Source organism: Streptomyces sp. CA-278952, from assembly GCF_028747205.1.
Classification (GTDB): Bacteria; Actinomycetota; Actinomycetes; order Streptomycetales; family Streptomycetaceae; genus Streptomyces.
The window spans coordinates 3,714,098-3,729,367 of sequence record NZ_CP112880.1 but is presented as its reverse complement, the minus strand read 5'-3'; the positions used below and the strand labels follow the sequence as shown (position 1 = coordinate 3,729,367).

Sequence of the window (15,270 nt, the reverse complement as noted above, 5' to 3'; positions counted from 1 at the left end):
AGAATCACGCCTGGATGTTCCGGGTGCATGGCAGGCTCCGTTTGCCGGGAGCGTGGGGTGAACGTCCCGGACAGCGGAGCGGAGTCAGTGGTCGGAGGGCGGGCTCGCGTCCGCCGAGACGGCGGCGGGCTGATGACCGAGGCCGTTGAGGAGCGGGGCGGCCTGCTCACGCAGTGCCCAGGCCGGTCCCACCAGGCCGGCGACGGCCAGAAGCATGAGCGCGATGCCTCCGCCTTCGGGGCGTACGGAGCGCGGCGCGGCCTTTCGGGCGTGGCGTCGCCGAGGCTCGGTCACGGGGTGCCGCCGATGGCGCGTTCGTGTGCGTCGACGAGGCGGCTGATCTGCTGGTGCAGCCACTCCACCTCGGCAGAGGTGAGGATGAGCGCGCCATCGAGGGTCGAGCCGTCATCCAGGTGGAACTCGATGGGAACCGATCCCTGCCGGGCCCTCGGGTCGTAGACCGCGTCCCGTCCGGCCGAGAGCGTGGCGTGGGTGGCCCTCACCGGCACGGGACTGAGCGTCGTCCCGTCGGCGGGCGCGGACCACGGGGCCCCGCCCCCAGGCGGACGCAGGTGGTACGTCGTGGCGGAGCCCTCGCCGGGGAGGGCGACCACGACCCCGACACGGCCATCGCGAGCGCTGTCCGTGGCGAGGTCGCCGAGCAGTGGGCGGAAGGGTGCTGCCGTACCTAACTCGGTTCCCTGCGAAGGAAGATGAGAAGAACGTCGTCGCGTCATGCCCCGAAGTTAGGGACAGCGCGGGCCTCGAATATGAGCCGGAGGAATACGACCCCTATCCGTCCAGGTGAAAGCGGTCGGACATGTGCCGCAGCTTCTCCCTCGTGGCTGCTCGTTCCGCGTAGACGATGCTGCGAAGCGTTGAACGGGCGATGGGATGGTTCCGTACGAGCTGCGGCGCGATCCGCTCAGCCGTCTCCAGCTCGGTGAGGGCCTTTGCCCGGTTTCCGTCCCACAGCCAGGCTCGTGCGACGTCCATGTGGTGGTGTCCCTGACGGGAGTTGGGCAGTGCCCCGACCAAGCCCGGGCTGGTGCGGCGGTTTATCTCCAGCGCCTTGCTCTGCTTGCCCATTTCCAGGGCCACGCTGATCGCGTGGATCTGCACGTTTCCGGCGGAGAACGTCAGCGAATGCCGGTCATACACCGGTGCGCCGACGTACGCGTCCATGCGTTCCGCCGCGTCCTTTGCGTGTCCGATCCGGTCCTCCGCTTCCGATGGACGGTTGGCACGAGCGGCGGAGATGGCCGCCCGAAGCTGAAGCGTGCCCCAAGCCCGCACGGCCAGCGGATCACCCTGCTCGTAAGGCTGTTGCACCGAGGCGATCGCCTTGTCCGAGAGGGTCAGAGCGTCGGCCCAGTCAGCGGTCGCCCACATGTCCCAGACGCGCATCCAGTCGGCGACGGCAGGCAGCACCGGATCTCCCGACAACCTGGCAGACCACGCGGCCCGTTCGCACGCCATGGCCACCAGCTCCGGGTGTCCGAGGGCGTGCGCGGCGGTGTGCGCGAACTTGCAGCACACGGCGTAGACGGCATACGCCTCTTCCCGCTCGTGCCCGTCCGAGTCCTCCGCCAGGGCGCGCGCTTCCCGGAACAGGTCCGGGAGAACTCGGAGGATCGCGACGTTGGAGGCGGTGTCCCGCAGGCGGTGTAGCCGGGTCACCTCACGCCATAGCTGTGAGGCCGGTCGGGGATCCCCGTCGAAGACGGGAACGAGGTCGTAGCGACGCAGCTCGCGCAGGATCGACGAGGCGGCGATCTGCCACTGGCTGTCGTCGGGGGAGCTGCTGTACGGGCGTCCGATCAGGTCGTTCGGATGGACGTGCAGCTCTGCGGCCACCTGGTTGAGCAGGCCGACCCGGTCCAGCTCGATCAGTCCACGCTCCATCTTCGACACCCAGCCCTGCGACTTCCCGAGGGCCGTCGCCAGGTCGGCCTGCGGCATGCCCAGTCGCAGCCTCGCCCTGCGAGCGCGTTTGCCGATCTCCTCGGCTTCCTCCAGCATCAGGACACCTCCCAGCCGCCGGACGATCCGGCGCGACCGCCGGTCTGTCCGTACAGAGTTCGTCTCCTGCACGGTACCCATGACGCGGCTTCAGCGTGAGACGAGCTGCAAGGACAGTCGGGGCCGCGGCCCGTGTACCGCTGTCCCGTCCTGAACGGCGAGTCCGAGACCGGAGGCACTTCTGTCCGCCATCAGCGCCCGGACTGCCATCAGGCATTGAGCCCGAAGCCGCCGGCGCCGAGCGACAGCGGATCATGAGGATGAGGAACATTCCACGTCGCGCACCGCCGGAGGCAGCCAGTGATCACCGTGACCGTCCTCCACCCTGGAACCATGGGCGCGGCGATCACCGCCGAGCTCGTCGCCGGCGGCCATGAGGCGCTGTCGGTGACCAAGGGCCGCAGTGAGAACACCTGGCTCCGCGGGAGGGAGGCTGGTGCCACGCCCTGCGACTCGCTTGCGGAAGCGCTGTCCCGAAGCGCAGTCGTTCTCTCAGTCTGCCCACCGCAGGCGGCGGAGGACGTTGCGGCGGCGGTGGCCGCGCACGGCTTCGCGGGGGTGTATGCCGATGTCAACGCCATCAGCCCTCAACGCGTACGGCGCATCGCTGACGAGATCCGCCCCGGCTCCGCAGTTGTCGACGGTGCCGTTTTCGGTCAGCCGCCAGGCGAGGGGCGTGCCACACGGCTCTATCTCGCAGGGGCCGACTCTGCCGTCGAGCTGGTGGCGTCGCTGTTCACGGAATCTGCGCTGCACGTGTGCCGCGTCGGGGACACACTCGGTTCCGCTTCCGCGCTGAAGATGGCCTTTGCCAGCTACCAGAAGGCCGCCCGCACCCTCGCCGGAGTCGCTCACGCGCTCGCCGACGCCCATGGAGTCGGTGATCAGCTCACAGCCGAAGCCGAGGTCATGATCTCCGCGATCCTCTCCGATCCGGAGTATCTACCGAGCGTGGCAGCCCGAGCCTGGCGCTGGGCGCCCGAGATGGAAGAGGTCACCGATACTCTCCGCGCGGCTGACCTGCCCACGGACATGGCCGAAGCCACGGCTCGGGTGCTCGCCTACTGGGAGCAGGACAAGGACCAGTTCGACCTGCCGGTCGTGCACACCCTCTCCCAGCTCCGGTCAGAGAAGAGCCGTTGATTCGTTCACGCTGAGGGCACCCGGCACCTAGACAGGTCCAGACAACAAACAAGGCCCCGGTCGCTGACCAGGGCCTTCATCAAAGAGCGGGTGACGAGAATCGAACTCGCGCTCTGAGCTTGGGAAGCTCATGTTCTACCATTAAACTACACCCGCGAAGCGTGCCGATCACCGGCGCTGCATCGTTCCACACTCTACCCCATGCCAGGCCCCCGGCGGATGAGCCGTGGGGCCTCCGTGTTGTGTGTCCGGTGGGGGAGGGCGTGTGGACGGGGGTGTGATGGGCGGGAGTTGGGGGCGTAGCGTGGGTGGTCGGAGTGCCGTGTGGAGTGGCGTCCCGTTCATCCCCTAGTGTGGCTTTCTCGTCCATATGTGGTTGGGGAAGGGACTTGATGGATCCGATGGAGCGCACCGTCGTCCGCTGTGCCGAAGGGCATGTTTTCGCTACCTCGTCGTTCCCGCTGCAGCAGCTCGGGGCCGACCGGATCGGGCCCGGGCGGTTGATCCGGTGTCCTCGGTGTGCCCGGTTGCGGCAGGCCGTGCCGGTGGCGTTCGAGAAGCGGTAGGGCGCAGGGGTAGCAACGGTAGTAGCAGCAGGGGGAGTAGGCAGCGGTAGGCCGTGGCGGTGGCAGTAGTCGCGGGACAGCCGGCTCGGGGAGTGGTGGCGGTAGCCGTTGTGGGCATGTGCGTCGTGGTCGGCAGCTGTGGCGGCGGGTGCGAGGGGGCGCGTAAGTAGCGGGGCGGAGGTGTTCTGCAGGCGCGCGGGTGGTCCGGTTGGGGTGGGCTCGCGCGTTCTGCGTATCCTCGGGAGGTGCTTCTCTCAGACAAGGACATCCGGGCCGAGATCGACACCGGCCGAGTCCGTATTGATCCGTACGACCCTTCGATGGTGCAGCCGTCGAGCATCGACGTGCGGCTGGACCGCTACTTCCGGGTGTTCGAGAACCACCGGTACCCGCACATCGATCCGGCCGTCGAGCAGCCCGATCTGACCCGTACGGTCGAGCCGGAGGGCGACGAGGCGTTCATCCTGCACCCCGGGGAGTTCGTGCTGGCGTCCACGTACGAGGTGATCTCGCTCCCCGACGATCTGGCCTCGCGGCTGGAGGGGAAGAGTTCGCTCGGGCGGCTCGGGCTGGTGACGCACTCGACGGCCGGGTTCATCGACCCCGGGTTCTCCGGGCACGTGACCCTGGAGCTGTCGAATCTCGCGACCCTGCCGATAAAGCTCTGGCCGGGTATGAAGATCGGGCAGCTCTGCCTGTTCAAGCTGACCTCGCCCTCCGAGTTCCCGTACGGCTCCGAGCGGTACGAGTCGCGGTACCAGGGGCAGCGGGGGCCGACGGCCTCGCGGTCGTTCCAGAACTTCCATCGGACCCAGGTGTGATCAACCATGGCTAGTGATGTGCGGGAAAACCTGACCTACGAGGGCTTCGGGCGGGCCGTGCGCGAGTTGGCGCAGGCCGTCGCCGACGACGGGTACGAGCCCGACGTCGTCCTCAGCATCGCTCGGGGTGGTGTCTTCGTCGCCGGGGGGCTGGCCTACGCGCTCGACTGCAAGAACATCCATCTGGTCAACGTGGAGTTCTACACGGGGGTGGGCACCACTCTGGACATGCCCGTCATGCTGGCGCCCGTGCCCAACGTGATCGACTTCTCGAAGAAGAAGGTTCTGATCGCGGATGATGTCGCCGATACGGGCAAGACGCTCAAGCTCGTCCATGACTTCTGCGTCGACCATGTCGCCGAGGTGCGCAGCGCCGTCATCTACGAGAAGTCCCACTCACTCGTGAAGTGCGAGTACGTGTGGAAGAAGACCGATCAGTGGATCAACTTCCCGTGGAGCGTGGAGAAGCCCGTCGTGCGGCGGGACAGGCAGGTCCTCGACGCGTAGGCTCCCTAGGCTCCCTAGGGTCCCTCGGTGGCCCGGTGGCCCGGTGGCCCGGTGGCCCGGTGGCCCGGTGGCCCGGTGGCCCGGTGGCCCGGTGGCCCGGTGGGGCCACACGGTCTCGTGTATCCCCGTGTACGGGAGAAGGCCCCCGCGTGCGCGTTCTGCGCTCCGGGGGCCTTCTCGTGCGTAACGAGGCTTACTAGATCGTGCCCAGCTTGATGATCGACAGCAGCGCGATCAGCTGGATCGCCGACGCTCCCAGCGCCTTCGGCCACGGCAGGTCGTGCGACTTGCTGACCATCGACGTGAACAGCGCCCCGGCCGCCAGCCAGGTCAGCCAGCCCACGATCTGGACCAGGAGGTTCTCGCCACCCAGGAAGAGGGCGAAGAGGAGGCGCGGGGCGTCGGTCATCGACATGATCAGCATCGACAGGCCCACCGTCGGCTGCCACGAGCCCGTGCCGCCGAGCTGGCGGGCCAGGGTGTGGGTCACCGCGCCGAGGACCAGGCCGCCGATGACGAAGCCGACGCCGGTGAACAGGACGTACGGGATGGCCGTCGAGATCGTCGCGTTGATCGCTTCTTCGCGTGCCTGGTCGAAGCCGAACAGCGCGAGCAGGCCGTAGACGAACGTGATGACCAGCGCCGGGCCCCAGACCGGGTAGTCCCGCATCTGCCAGAACGTCGGTCCCGGGCGCGCCACGATGCCGGTCAGCAGTTCCTTCCAGCGCAGGCGCGGGCCCGGCGGCGGGGCGGGGGCGGAGCCGGCCTGGTAGGTGTTGCCGCCGTTGTACGGGTCCTCGTCGACGCGGAACGCCTGCGTGTGACCCGGGTTGTTGGCGTACGGGTCATGGGGGGCGGGGGCCGCGTACGGGTCGCCGAAGTACTCCGGCTCGCCGTGGCCGCCGTGGCCGTGCGGGCCCTGGCCGTGTCCGGCCTGTCCGCCCGGTCCGGGGCCCGCGTAGCCGCCGCCCGCGTTGTACGGGGCGCCTTGCGGCGGGCCGTACGGCGGTGGCGCTCCGCCGTTGCCGGGGCCTCCTGCCGTCGGCCACGGCTGAGCACCGTACGGCGGCTGTGGTGCCTGCCCTCCGTACGGCTGCTGCCGCTGCTGCTGCGGTTGTTGCGGGGTGCGGTTGTCCCGGCCGCGTCCGATCCTGAATCCAGCCACCCGTCGAACGTACCTGGTCCCCGGGGGCGAGGGGTGGGGGCCGGGGGAACCCGTGCGCCTTTGCGGCCGAGCTGTGACATCCCCTAGGGGCCGCACCCCGGGCCCCGGGAGGGGGAGCTCAGGGGGAGTTCAGGGGAGGAACAGCGCCGTGGAGAAGGTGAGGACCGGCTCGTCCGTGTTACCCGCCGTGTAGAGGGCGATCAGGTCCTGGCGCTCGCCCCGGTACGTCCGCACCACCGTGTCCTGCTTCTTGTCGGCGTCGTAGTCGCCGTGGTCCAGGAGGGCGGTGCGGGTGGTGCCCGTCACGTTCAGCGGCGCGCTGGGGAGCTCCTCCGCCCGGAACGCGTACGCGCCGCCCGGCCGGGCCGGGCCCTCCGCGGAGCCGAGGAGCAGGGTGCCCTTGGCCGCCTGGCCGGGGGCGTGCGGGCGGGCGGCGGTGACGAGGTCGTCATAGCCGTCCCCGTCGGTGTCGGGCCGGGGCTCGGGGGCGTAGAGGTACTGGCCGCCGTCGGGGAGCAGTTCCGCGCTGCGCGGGGCCCCGGTGCGGGTGAAGGGGCCGCGCAGGAAGGTGACCCGGCCGGCGCTGGCGGTGACCGCGAGGTCGGCCTTGCCGTCGCCGTCGAAGTCGCCGCAGACCGGCTGCTCGGGCCACTCGTCGCCGAACCGGGCCTTCTGCGGGATGCGTACCGTGACCGCCTTGCCCGTCAGGCCCTGGGGGGAGCCGAAGAGGATCTGGAGGGGGACGGGCGGGGCGCCGATGCCGTTGTACGGGGGGTCGGTGGAGACGATCAGGTCGGTGAAGCCGTCCCGGTCCAGGTCGCAGGCCGACTCGGCGTCGAACGCGGCGGGCAGGGTGTCGCCGGTTTTCGCCGCGTTCGCCCGGGCGCTCAGCAGTTGCCGGGTGGCCGGGTCCAGGGGGCGGTCGGCGGAGCCGTAGACGACGCCGATGCCCGCGTCGTCGCCGTGGCTGTCCTCGGGGGCCTTCACCAGGTCGTCGATGACCAGGTCGCGGTGGCCGTCGCCGTTGAAGTCGTACGGGACGCGGCTGCCGGTGCCGTGCGGTACGGGGATGCGTGCCGTGTCCGCCCGGGTCCCGGACTGTGCCTTCGGCGGGGTGTCGCCGTTCTTGTCCCCGGAGGCGGCGGACGAGGGTGCGTCGGCGGCCGAGGGGCTCCCGCAGCCGGTGAGTGCGAGCAGCAGACCGGCGCAGCCTGTGGCGAGGGCGGCCGTCGCCCTGGTGGTGACCGCTGCCTTCGGGTGCGTGATGCGTGGGCGCACGGGGCCTCGTTCGTCGCTCGTTCGTTGTTCGTCGTGTGCTGCCGCCCGCCGCCTGCTGTTGGCTGTCCGCCTTCGGCGTTCGCTGTCCGCCTTCGGCCGGCGCGGGGTTCCCGACCCGTGACCGGGCGGCTCCGGGGCACATGATGCTCCAGATACGCCGTCGCGTATATGCCCGAGTTCACCGTTCGCGTGCGGCGCTCGTCACGTCCGGCGGGCGGGGCCGCTGTGCCCACGGAGAAGCGGCCGGTCCTGCCCCCGAGGCAGGTCCGGCCGCTCATCGCGTCGACGCGTTACGTCACTTTGCCGGTTCGGGCTCCGGCGCGTCCACCTGCTCCGACTCGCCGGCCGGATCGGCCGGGGTCTTCACGGACTCCAGGAGGAGCTGCGAGACGTCCACGACCTGGATGGACTCCTTGGCCTGGCCGTCGTTCTTCTTGCCGTTGACGGAGTCGGTCAGCATGACGAGGCAGAACGGGCAGGCGGTGGAGACGATGTCCGGGTTGAGGGCGAGGGCTTCCTCGACGCGCTCGTTGTTGACGCGCTTGCCGATCCGCTCCTCCATCCACATCCGGGCGCCACCGGCGCCGCAACAGAAGCCGCGCTCCTTGTGGCGGTGCATCTCCTCGTTCCGCAGCCCCGGGACCTTCGCGATGATCTCGCGCGGCGGGGTGTAGATCTTGTTGTGACGGCCCAGGTAGCACGGGTCGTGGTACGTGATCAGGCCCTCGACCGGGGTCACCGGGATCAGCTTGCCCTCGTCGATGAGGTGCTGGAGCAGCTGCGTGTGGTGGATGACCTCGTACTCGCCGCCGAGCTGCGGGTACTCATTCGCGATCGTGTTGAAGCAGTGCGGGCAGGTCGCGACGATCTTCTTCGACGACTTGGGCTTCTTCGTCGTCGTGTCCTCATCGTCCTCGCCGTACGCCATGTTCAGCATGGCCACGTTCTCCTGGCCGAGCTGCTGGAACAGCGGCTCGTTGCCCAGGCGGCGGGCGGAGTCGCCGGTGCACTTCTCGTCGCCGCCCATGATCGCGAACTTGACGCCCGCGATGTGCAGCAGCTCCGCGAAGGCCTTCGTCGTCTTCTTGGCCCGGTCCTCCAGGGCGCCCGCGCAGCCGACCCAGTACAGGTAGTCGACCTCGGTGAGGTCCTCGACGTCCTTCCCGACGATCGGGACCTCGAAGTCGACCTCCTTGGTCCACTCGACGCGCGCCTTCTTGGCCAGCCCCCAGGGGTTGCCCTTCTTCTCCAGGTTCTTGAGCATCGTGCCCGCCTCGGACGGGAACGCGGACTCGATCATCACCTGGTAGCGGCGCATGTCGACGATGTGGTCGATGTGCTCGATGTCGACCGGGCACTGCTCGACGCAGGCGCCGCAGGTGGTGCAGGACCACAGGACGTCCGGGTCGATGACGCCGTTCTCCTCGGCGGTGCCGATGAGGGGGCGCTCGGCCTCGGCGAGGGCGGCCGCGGGAACGTCCTTGAGCTGTTCCTCGGTGGCCTTCTCGTTGCCCTCCATGTCCTTGCCGCCGCCGGCCAGGAGGTAGGGGGCCTTGGCGTGCGCGTGGTCGCGCAGCGACATGATCAGGAGCTTGGGGGAGAGGGGCTTGCCGGTGTTCCAGGCGGGGCACTGGGACTGGCAGCGGCCGCACTCGGTGCAGGTGGAGAAGTCGAGGATGCCCTTCCAGGAGAACTGCTCGACCTGGGAGACGCCGAAGACCGCGTCCTCGGCCGGGTCCTCCCAGTCGATCTCCTTGCCGCCCGACGTCATCGGCTGGAGCGCGCCGAGCGCGACGTCGCCGTCGGCGTTCCGCTTGAACCAGATGTTCGGGAAGCCGAGGAAGCGGTGCCAGGCGACACCCATGTTGGTGTTGAGCGAGACCGTGATCATCCAGATCAGCGAGGTGCCGATCTTGATCATCGCGGTGAAGTAGATGAGCGTCTGGAGCGTGCCGAGGCTCAGCCCCTCGAAGGCGAGGACCAGCGGGTACGACACGAAGTACGCGGCGTCGTAGCTCTCGACGTGGTGGATCGCGCCCTCGAGGCCGCGCAGCACCAGGATCGCGAGGCCGATGATCAGGATGATGTACTCGACGAAGTACGCCTGCCAGGCCTTCGAGCCCGCGAAGCGCGACTTGCGGCCGGCCCGGGAGGGGAGGTTCAGCAGCCGGATCGCCATCAGGGTCACGATGCCGACGACCGTCATCAGGCCGATGAACTCGATGTACATCTCGAACGGCAGCCAGCCGCCGATGATCGGCAGCACCCAGTCGGCCTGGAAGAGCTGTCCGTACGCCTGGAGCAGCGTCGGCGGCAGCGTCAGGAAGCCGATGGCGACGAACCAGTGGGCGAAACCGACGATTCCCCACCGGTTCATCCGGGTGTGGCCGAGGAACTCCTTGACCAGGGTGATCGTCCGCTGCTTGGGGTCGTCGGTGCGGCTGCCTGCTGGTACCGGCTGTCCGAGACGGACGAAGCGGTAGATCTGCGCGACGGCTCGGGTGATGAGCGCAACGCCGACGACCGTCAGCACCAGCGACACAATGATCGCGGCGAGTTGCATTTCGGGGCTCCTCGGGCCTGCGAGAGCGGGATCCAGTTACTACTGCCCACTACTACTAAGCAGTAACTTAATTAGTCTGTGCTGACACTATCCACTTATTCCACCGTGCTGTAGCCGGGTCGTCGGTGATCTGCGTCGCTCAGGTGCGCCTTGGTCCGACGGGCCTTCCGGAGCCGCGTCCGCAGGGGAGCGCGTGCGGCTTCGGTGAGGATCGCCAGGTCGAGCACCACTCCATGGTGCTCTGCGTAGTGCTGGTCCAGCAGAGCGGGGTCGTCCCACGGCATGCCGGAGCGGGCGCGCACCTGCGCGAGACCGGTCAGCCCCGGCCGCAGCTCCTGTCGCCACTGCCGTGCGCCGGACCTGGCGGCCCGCGGGTCGCCCGGGGCCAGCGGTGCGGGGCCGACCAGGGAGAGGTCGCCGCGTACGACGTGGGGCAGGCGGGAGAGCAGGTCCAGCCGGAGCCTCCGGGTGCGCAGGGTGCGCAGCTCGAAGACCCGCCCGCCCAGGCCGGTCCGGGGCCGGCGGTCCCAGGCGCCGCCCGGGGTGCGCCGCACGCTCAGGGCGAGGGCCGCCACGGCGACGGCCGGGGCGGTCAGGATCAGCAGGGCGGTGCCGAGGGTCAGGTCCAGGACGCGTTCGGCGGGTGTGCGCGGGAGGAAGCGGTCCGCGAGCCGCCCGGCCCGGTCGGCGAGGCCGTCCAGGTGTGCCATGGGGCGCGAGGGGAACTGGCCCCTGACCGTCCCTGTCACTGTCCTGTACGGGGACGGGGACGGGGACGGGTGCGGGTGCGGGTGCCGACGTGGGTGCGGGGCCGCGTACGGATGTGGGTGCGGGTGCGCCTCGTACGGTTCCGGGCTCTGCGGCTCCGTGCCGGGCGGCGCCGGATGCGGCTGGGCAGGGAGGGGCTGGGGCGGGAGGGGGAGCGGCTGGTGTCGCGGTTGCCGGCCCTGTCGGCCCTGGTTGCCTTGCTGGTCCTTCCGGTCCTTCCGGTCCTTCCGGTCCTTCCGGTCCTTCTGGCTCTTCTGGCTCTTCTGGTTTCTCTGGTTCTTCCGCCGTACGCGCGGCTTCCTCGCGTTCTGCATCGCGCCCGCCCGGGTTCGAGGTTCGATGGTGGTGACTGACGATCCACGGTGAAACCTGCCGGTCGGTGACGGTTGTGACCGTCTCGCGGCATTTTGTGACAGAACGATCCCACGGTGAGACGGTGGGGTGGGTGGTGCGCGAGGGGCGTGGCGTGCGCCGGTGCGGTCATGGGGTGGATTGGGAGGGCGGGCGGCGGGTGGACGTGCCCTGGGTGTGCTCTACGTGAGCACTTAAGTTGAGCGTAAGAGACTCAGGTCTGTTGACTCCGGCGTCGGCGTCATGCATCCTTGAGTCAGATCCACTCAAGTAGTCAGTTGGAGGAATTGAAATGGCACGTGCGGTCGGCATCGACCTGGGCACGACTAACTCCGTCGTCAGCGTTCTCGAAGGCGGCGAGCCCACCGTCATCACCAACGCCGAAGGCGCCAGGACCACGCCGTCCGTCGTCGCCTTCGCCAAGAACGGCGAGGTGCTCGTCGGCGAGGTCGCGAAGCGCCAGGCGGTCACCAACGTCGACAGGACCATCCGCTCCGTCAAGCGCCACATGGGCACTGACTGGAAGATCGACCTGGACGGCAAGAGCTTCAACCCGCAGCAGATGAGCGCCTTCATCCTGCAGAAGCTGAAGCGCGACGCCGAGTCCTACCTGGGCGAGAAGGTGACCGACGCGGTCATCACCGTCCCGGCGTACTTCAACGACTCCGAGCGTCAGGCGACGAAGGAGGCCGGCGAGATCGCGGGCCTGAACGTCCTGCGCATCGTCAACGAGCCGACCGCCGCCGCGCTGGCGTACGGCCTCGACAAGGACGACCAGACGATCCTCGTCTTCGACCTCGGTGGCGGCACCTTCGACGTGTCCCTCCTGGAGATCGGCGACGGCGTCGTCGAGGTGAAGGCCACCAACGGTGACAACCACCTCGGTGGTGACGACTGGGACCAGCGCGTCGTCGACTACCTGGTGAAGCAGTTCGCCAACGGGCACGGCGTGGACCTGTCCAAGGACAAGATGGCTCTCCAGCGTCTCCGCGAGGCCGCGGAGAAGGCGAAGATCGAGCTCTCGTCCTCGACCGAGACCACGATCAACCTGCCCTACATCACGGCGTCCGCCGAGGGCCCGCTGCACCTGGACGAGAAGCTCACGCGCTCGCAGTTCCAGCAGCTGACCTCGGACCTCCTGGACCGCTGCAAGACCCCGTTCCACAACGTCATCAAGGACGCGGGCATCCAGCTCTCCGAGATCGACCACGTCGTTCTCGTCGGTGGCTCCACCCGTATGCCCGCCGTCGCCGAGCTCGTCAAGGAGCTGACCGGCGGCCAGGACGCCAACAAGGGTGTGAACCCGGACGAGGTCGTCGCCATCGGCGCCTCGCTCCAGGCCGGTGTCCTCAAGGGCGAGGTCAAGGACGTCCTGCTCCTCGACGTCACCCCGCTCTCCCTCGGCATCGAGACCAAGGGAGGGATCATGACCAAGCTCATCGAGCGCAACACCACGATCCCGACCAAGCGTTCCGAGATCTTCACGACGGCCGAGGACAACCAGCCGTCCGTGCAGATCCAGGTCTACCAGGGCGAGCGCGAGATCGCGGCGTACAACAAGAAGCTCGGGATGTTCGAGCTGACCGGTCTGCCGCCGGCCCCGCGCGGTGTGCCGCAGATCGAGGTCGCCTTCGACATCGACGCCAACGGCATCATGCACGTCGCCGCCAAGGACCTCGGCACCGGCAAGGAGCAGAAGATGACCGTCACCGGCGGCTCCTCGCTGCCGAAGGACGAGGTCAACCGGATGCGCGAAGAGGCCGAGAAGTACGCGGAGGAGGACCACGCCCGCCGCGAGGCCGCCGAGTCGCGCAACCAGGGCGAGCAGCTCGTCTACCAGACGGAGAAGTTCCTCAAGGACAACGAGGACAAGGTCCCGGCTGACGTGAAGACGGAGGTGGAGACCGCCGTCGGCGAGCTGAAGGAGAAGCTCAAGGGCGAGGACTCCGCCGAGATCCGCACGGCCACCGAGAAGGTCGCGGCCGTCTCCCAGAAGCTGGGCCAGGCGATGTACGCCAACGCCCAGGCCGAGGGTGCGACCCCGGGCGCCGACGCCCCGGGCGACGGTCAGGCCAAGGCCGACGACGACGTCGTCGACGCCGAGATCGTGGACGACGAGAAGGACACCAAGGGCGGTGCGGCGTGACCGAGGAGACTCCGGGCTTCGAGGAGAAGCCCGACGTCCCCTCCGGCGCCACCCCTGATGACGCCGAGCCGAAGGCTGCCGACTCCTCCGAGGAGGAGGAGACGGCAGCCCCGGCCGGGGACCTCGACCCGACCGTCGGTCTGACCGCACAGCTGGACCAGGTACGCACCGCGCTCGGTGAGCGCACCGCGGACCTCCAGCGGCTCCAGGCCGAGTACCAGAACTACCGCCGCCGCGTCGAGCGGGACCGGGTCACGGTCAAGGAGATCGCTGTCGCGAACCTCCTGTCCGAGCTCCTGCCCGTCCTCGACGACGTCGGCCGCGCGCGGGAACACGGCGAGCTGGTCGGCGGCTTCAAGTCGGTGGCCGAATCGCTGGAGACCACCGTCGCGAAGCTGGGCCTCCAGCAGTTCGGCAAGGAGGGCGAGCCCTTCGACCCGACGATCCACGAGGCCCTGATGCACAGCTACGCGCCGGACGTCACCGAGACGACCTGCGTGGCGATCCTGCAGCCGGGGTATCGCATCGGCGAGCGCACCATCCGCCCCGCGCGGGTGGCCGTCGCCGAGCCGCAGCCGGGCGCCACGCCCGCCGCGGCCAAGGAAGAGAAGACAGACGACGAGGAGAGCGGTGGCACCGAGGAGGTCTGACGGCAACGCGTCTGACCACCACGGTGCCCACCGACCGGCCCGGCGGCCGGCCCACGGGCCGGCCGCTCGGCCGATCGTCCGGAAGGAGGGACGTCGATGAGCACGAAGGACTTCGTCGAGAAGGACTACTACAAGGTCCTCGGCGTCCCCAAGGACGCCACCGACGCCGAGGTCAAGAAGGCGTACCGGAAGCTCGCCCGCGAGTTCCACCCGGACGCCAACAAGGGCGACGCCAAGGCGGAGGAGCGCTTCAAGGAGATCTCCGAGGCGAACGACGTCCTCGGTGACCCCAAGAAGCGCAAGGAGTACGACGAGGCGCGCGCCCTCTTCGGCAACGGCGGCTTCCGGGCCGGCCCCGGTGGTGCCGGCGGCAACTTCAACTTCGACCTGGGCGACCTCTTCGGAGGCGGCGCCCCCGGCGGGGGCGGACAGGGCGGAGCGGGCGGCGGCTTCGGAGGCGGGGGCGGTCTCGGCGACGTCTTCGGCGGGCTGTTCAACCGCGGCGGCACGGGCACCCGTGTCCAGCCGAAGCGCGGCCAGGACATCGAGTCCGAGGTGACGCTCAGCTTCACCGAGGCGGTCGACGGGGCCACGGTCCCGCTGCGGATGTCCAGCCAGGCGCCCTGCAAGGCGTGTTCCGGCACCGGCGACAAGAACGGCACCCCCAGGGTCTGCCCGACCTGCGTCGGCACCGGCCAGGTCTCGCGCGGCAGCGGCGGCGGCTTCTCGCTCACCGACCCCTGTGTGGACTGCAAGGGCCGGGGCCTCATCGCCCAGGACCCCTGCGACGTCTGCAAGGGAAGCGGCCGGGCGAAGTCGGCGCACACCATGCAGGTGAGGATCCCGGCGGGCGTCTCCGACGGCCAGCGGATCCGGCTGCGCGGCAAGGGCGGCGCGGGCGAACGCGGCGGTCCGGCCGGCGATCTGTACGTCGTCGTCCACGTCGACGCCCACCCGGTCTTCGGCCGCAAGGGCGACAACCTCACGGTCACCGTGCCCGTCACCTATCCGGAGGCGACGCTCGGCGGCGAGGTGAAGGTCCCCACCCTCGGCGGCCCCCCGGTCACCCTGAAGCTTCCCGCCGGCACCCCCAACGGGCGTACGATGCGCGCCCGGGGCAAGGGCGCGGTGCGCAAGGACGGCACCCGCGGCGACCTGCTGGTCACCGTGGAGGTCGCGGTCCCCAGGGAGCTGGGCCAGGAGGCCAGGGACGCCCTGGAGGCCTACCGGAAGGCGACCGCGGACGAGGACCCGCGGGCGGAACTGTTCCAGGCTGCGAAGGGAGCTTGA

General features: G+C 69.4%; 13 protein-coding genes and 1 tRNA gene. 6 read left to right on the top strand and 8 right to left on the bottom strand.

Going from position 1 to position 15,270, the window contains the following annotated elements; genetic code table 11:
- Positions 1 to 84 precede the first annotated feature (84 nt).
- The 3 genes from N7925_RS16650 to N7925_RS16640 form a co-directional block, all read right to left on the bottom strand.
- Complete coding sequence (locus N7925_RS16650; protein WP_274344303.1) at positions 85 to 294, bottom strand: hypothetical protein; 210 nt, start codon at positions 292 to 294, stop codon at positions 85 to 87.
- Complete coding sequence (locus N7925_RS16645) at positions 291 to 509, bottom strand: hypothetical protein (protein WP_111381863.1); 219 nt, start codon at positions 507 to 509, stop codon at positions 291 to 293. Before N7925_RS16645 ends, N7925_RS16650 begins: the two co-directional genes overlap by 4 nt.
- A 283-nt stretch (positions 510 to 792) precedes the next feature.
- Entirely contained in the window at positions 793 to 2,022 is a 1,230-nt protein-coding gene (locus N7925_RS16640; protein ID WP_243314528.1) for a helix-turn-helix domain-containing protein, read from the bottom strand.
- Positions 2,023 to 2,322: 300 nt separating this feature from the next.
- Here N7925_RS16640 and N7925_RS16635 point away from each other — a divergent pair, with 300 nt between their 5' ends.
- Positions 2,323 to 3,165 carry an NAD(P)-dependent oxidoreductase gene (locus tag N7925_RS16635; protein ID WP_274344302.1) on the top strand — a complete coding sequence of 281 codons (843 nt, stop codon included), beginning with the start codon at positions 2,323 to 2,325 and terminating at the stop codon, positions 3,163 to 3,165.
- Between the two features lie 85 nt (positions 3,166 to 3,250).
- Here the strand turns inward: N7925_RS16635 and N7925_RS16630 are convergent.
- Positions 3,251 to 3,321, bottom strand: a tRNA-Gly gene (locus N7925_RS16630).
- 655 nt (positions 3,322 to 3,976) lie between these two features.
- Here N7925_RS16630 and dcd point away from each other — a divergent pair.
- Positions 3,977 to 4,552 carry a dCTP deaminase gene (gene dcd / locus N7925_RS16625; RefSeq protein WP_265600383.1) on the top strand — a complete coding sequence of 192 codons (576 nt, stop codon included), beginning with the start codon at positions 3,977 to 3,979 and terminating at the stop codon, positions 4,550 to 4,552.
- A 6-nt stretch (positions 4,553 to 4,558) separates the two neighbouring features.
- Positions 4,559 to 5,059: a phosphoribosyltransferase gene (locus N7925_RS16620; protein ID WP_265600382.1), complete on the top strand. Its 501-nt coding sequence runs from the start codon at positions 4,559 to 4,561 to the stop codon at positions 5,057 to 5,059.
- Between the two features lie 196 nt (positions 5,060 to 5,255).
- On the opposite strand, the gene N7925_RS16615 is transcribed toward N7925_RS16620, so the two are convergent.
- The 4 genes from N7925_RS16615 to N7925_RS16600 all read right to left on the bottom strand — a co-directional run bounded on the left by N7925_RS16615 (position 5,256) and on the right by N7925_RS16600 (position 10,775).
- Positions 5,256 to 6,224, bottom strand: a complete 969-nt coding sequence (locus N7925_RS16615; RefSeq protein WP_274344301.1) for a Yip1 family protein — start codon at positions 6,222 to 6,224, stop codon at positions 5,256 to 5,258.
- Between the two features lie 129 nt (positions 6,225 to 6,353).
- The gene (locus tag N7925_RS16610; RefSeq protein ID WP_274344300.1) at positions 6,354 to 7,502 is read right to left on the bottom strand and encodes an FG-GAP repeat domain-containing protein; all 1,149 of its coding nucleotides are present in this window, start codon (positions 7,500 to 7,502) and stop codon (positions 6,354 to 6,356) included.
- 295 nt (positions 7,503 to 7,797) lie between these two features.
- Complete coding sequence (locus N7925_RS16605; RefSeq protein ID WP_274344299.1) at positions 7,798 to 10,065, bottom strand: (Fe-S)-binding protein; 2,268 nt, start codon at positions 10,063 to 10,065, stop codon at positions 7,798 to 7,800.
- A 95-nt stretch (positions 10,066 to 10,160) separates the two neighbouring features.
- Complete coding sequence (locus N7925_RS16600) at positions 10,161 to 10,775, bottom strand: sugar transferase (RefSeq protein ID WP_274344298.1); 615 nt, start codon at positions 10,773 to 10,775, stop codon at positions 10,161 to 10,163.
- Positions 10,776 to 11,476: 701 nt separating this feature from the next.
- Between N7925_RS16600 and dnaK the strand changes: the two genes are divergently transcribed.
- The 3 genes from dnaK (at position 11,477) to dnaJ (ending at position 15,270) form a co-directional block, all read left to right on the top strand.
- Entirely contained in the window at positions 11,477 to 13,330 is a 1,854-nt protein-coding gene (gene dnaK, locus N7925_RS16595; RefSeq protein ID WP_018960887.1) for a molecular chaperone DnaK, read from the top strand.
- Entirely contained in the window at positions 13,327 to 13,980 is a 654-nt protein-coding gene (gene grpE, locus N7925_RS16590) for a nucleotide exchange factor GrpE (protein WP_274344297.1), read from the top strand. The genes dnaK and grpE overlap by 4 nt, the downstream gene beginning before the upstream one ends.
- A gap of 96 nt (positions 13,981 to 14,076) precedes the next feature.
- Positions 14,077 to 15,270, top strand: coding sequence for a molecular chaperone DnaJ (gene dnaJ / locus N7925_RS16585; RefSeq protein ID WP_265600376.1), 1,194 nt, complete (start codon positions 14,077 to 14,079; stop codon positions 15,268 to 15,270).

Excerpts from the sequence above, each read along its gene's own strand:
- dnaK (WP_018960887.1), top strand. The coding sequence starts at position 11,477 with ATGGCACGTGCGGTCGGCATCGACCTGGGCACGACTAACTCCGTCGTC.
- N7925_RS16640 (WP_243314528.1), bottom strand. The coding sequence starts at position 2,022 with ATGCTGGAGGAAGCCGAGGAGATCGGCAAACGCGCTCGCAGGGCGAGG.
- N7925_RS16600 (WP_274344298.1), bottom strand. The coding sequence starts at position 10,775 with ATGGCACACCTGGACGGCCTCGCCGACCGGGCCGGGCGGCTCGCGGAC.
- N7925_RS16620 (WP_265600382.1), top strand. The coding sequence starts at position 4,559 with ATGGCTAGTGATGTGCGGGAAAACCTGACCTACGAGGGCTTCGGGCGG.
- N7925_RS16605 (WP_274344299.1), bottom strand. The coding sequence starts at position 10,065 with ATGCAACTCGCCGCGATCATTGTGTCGCTGGTGCTGACGGTCGTCGGC.
- dnaJ (WP_265600376.1), top strand. The coding sequence starts at position 14,077 with ATGAGCACGAAGGACTTCGTCGAGAAGGACTACTACAAGGTCCTCGGC.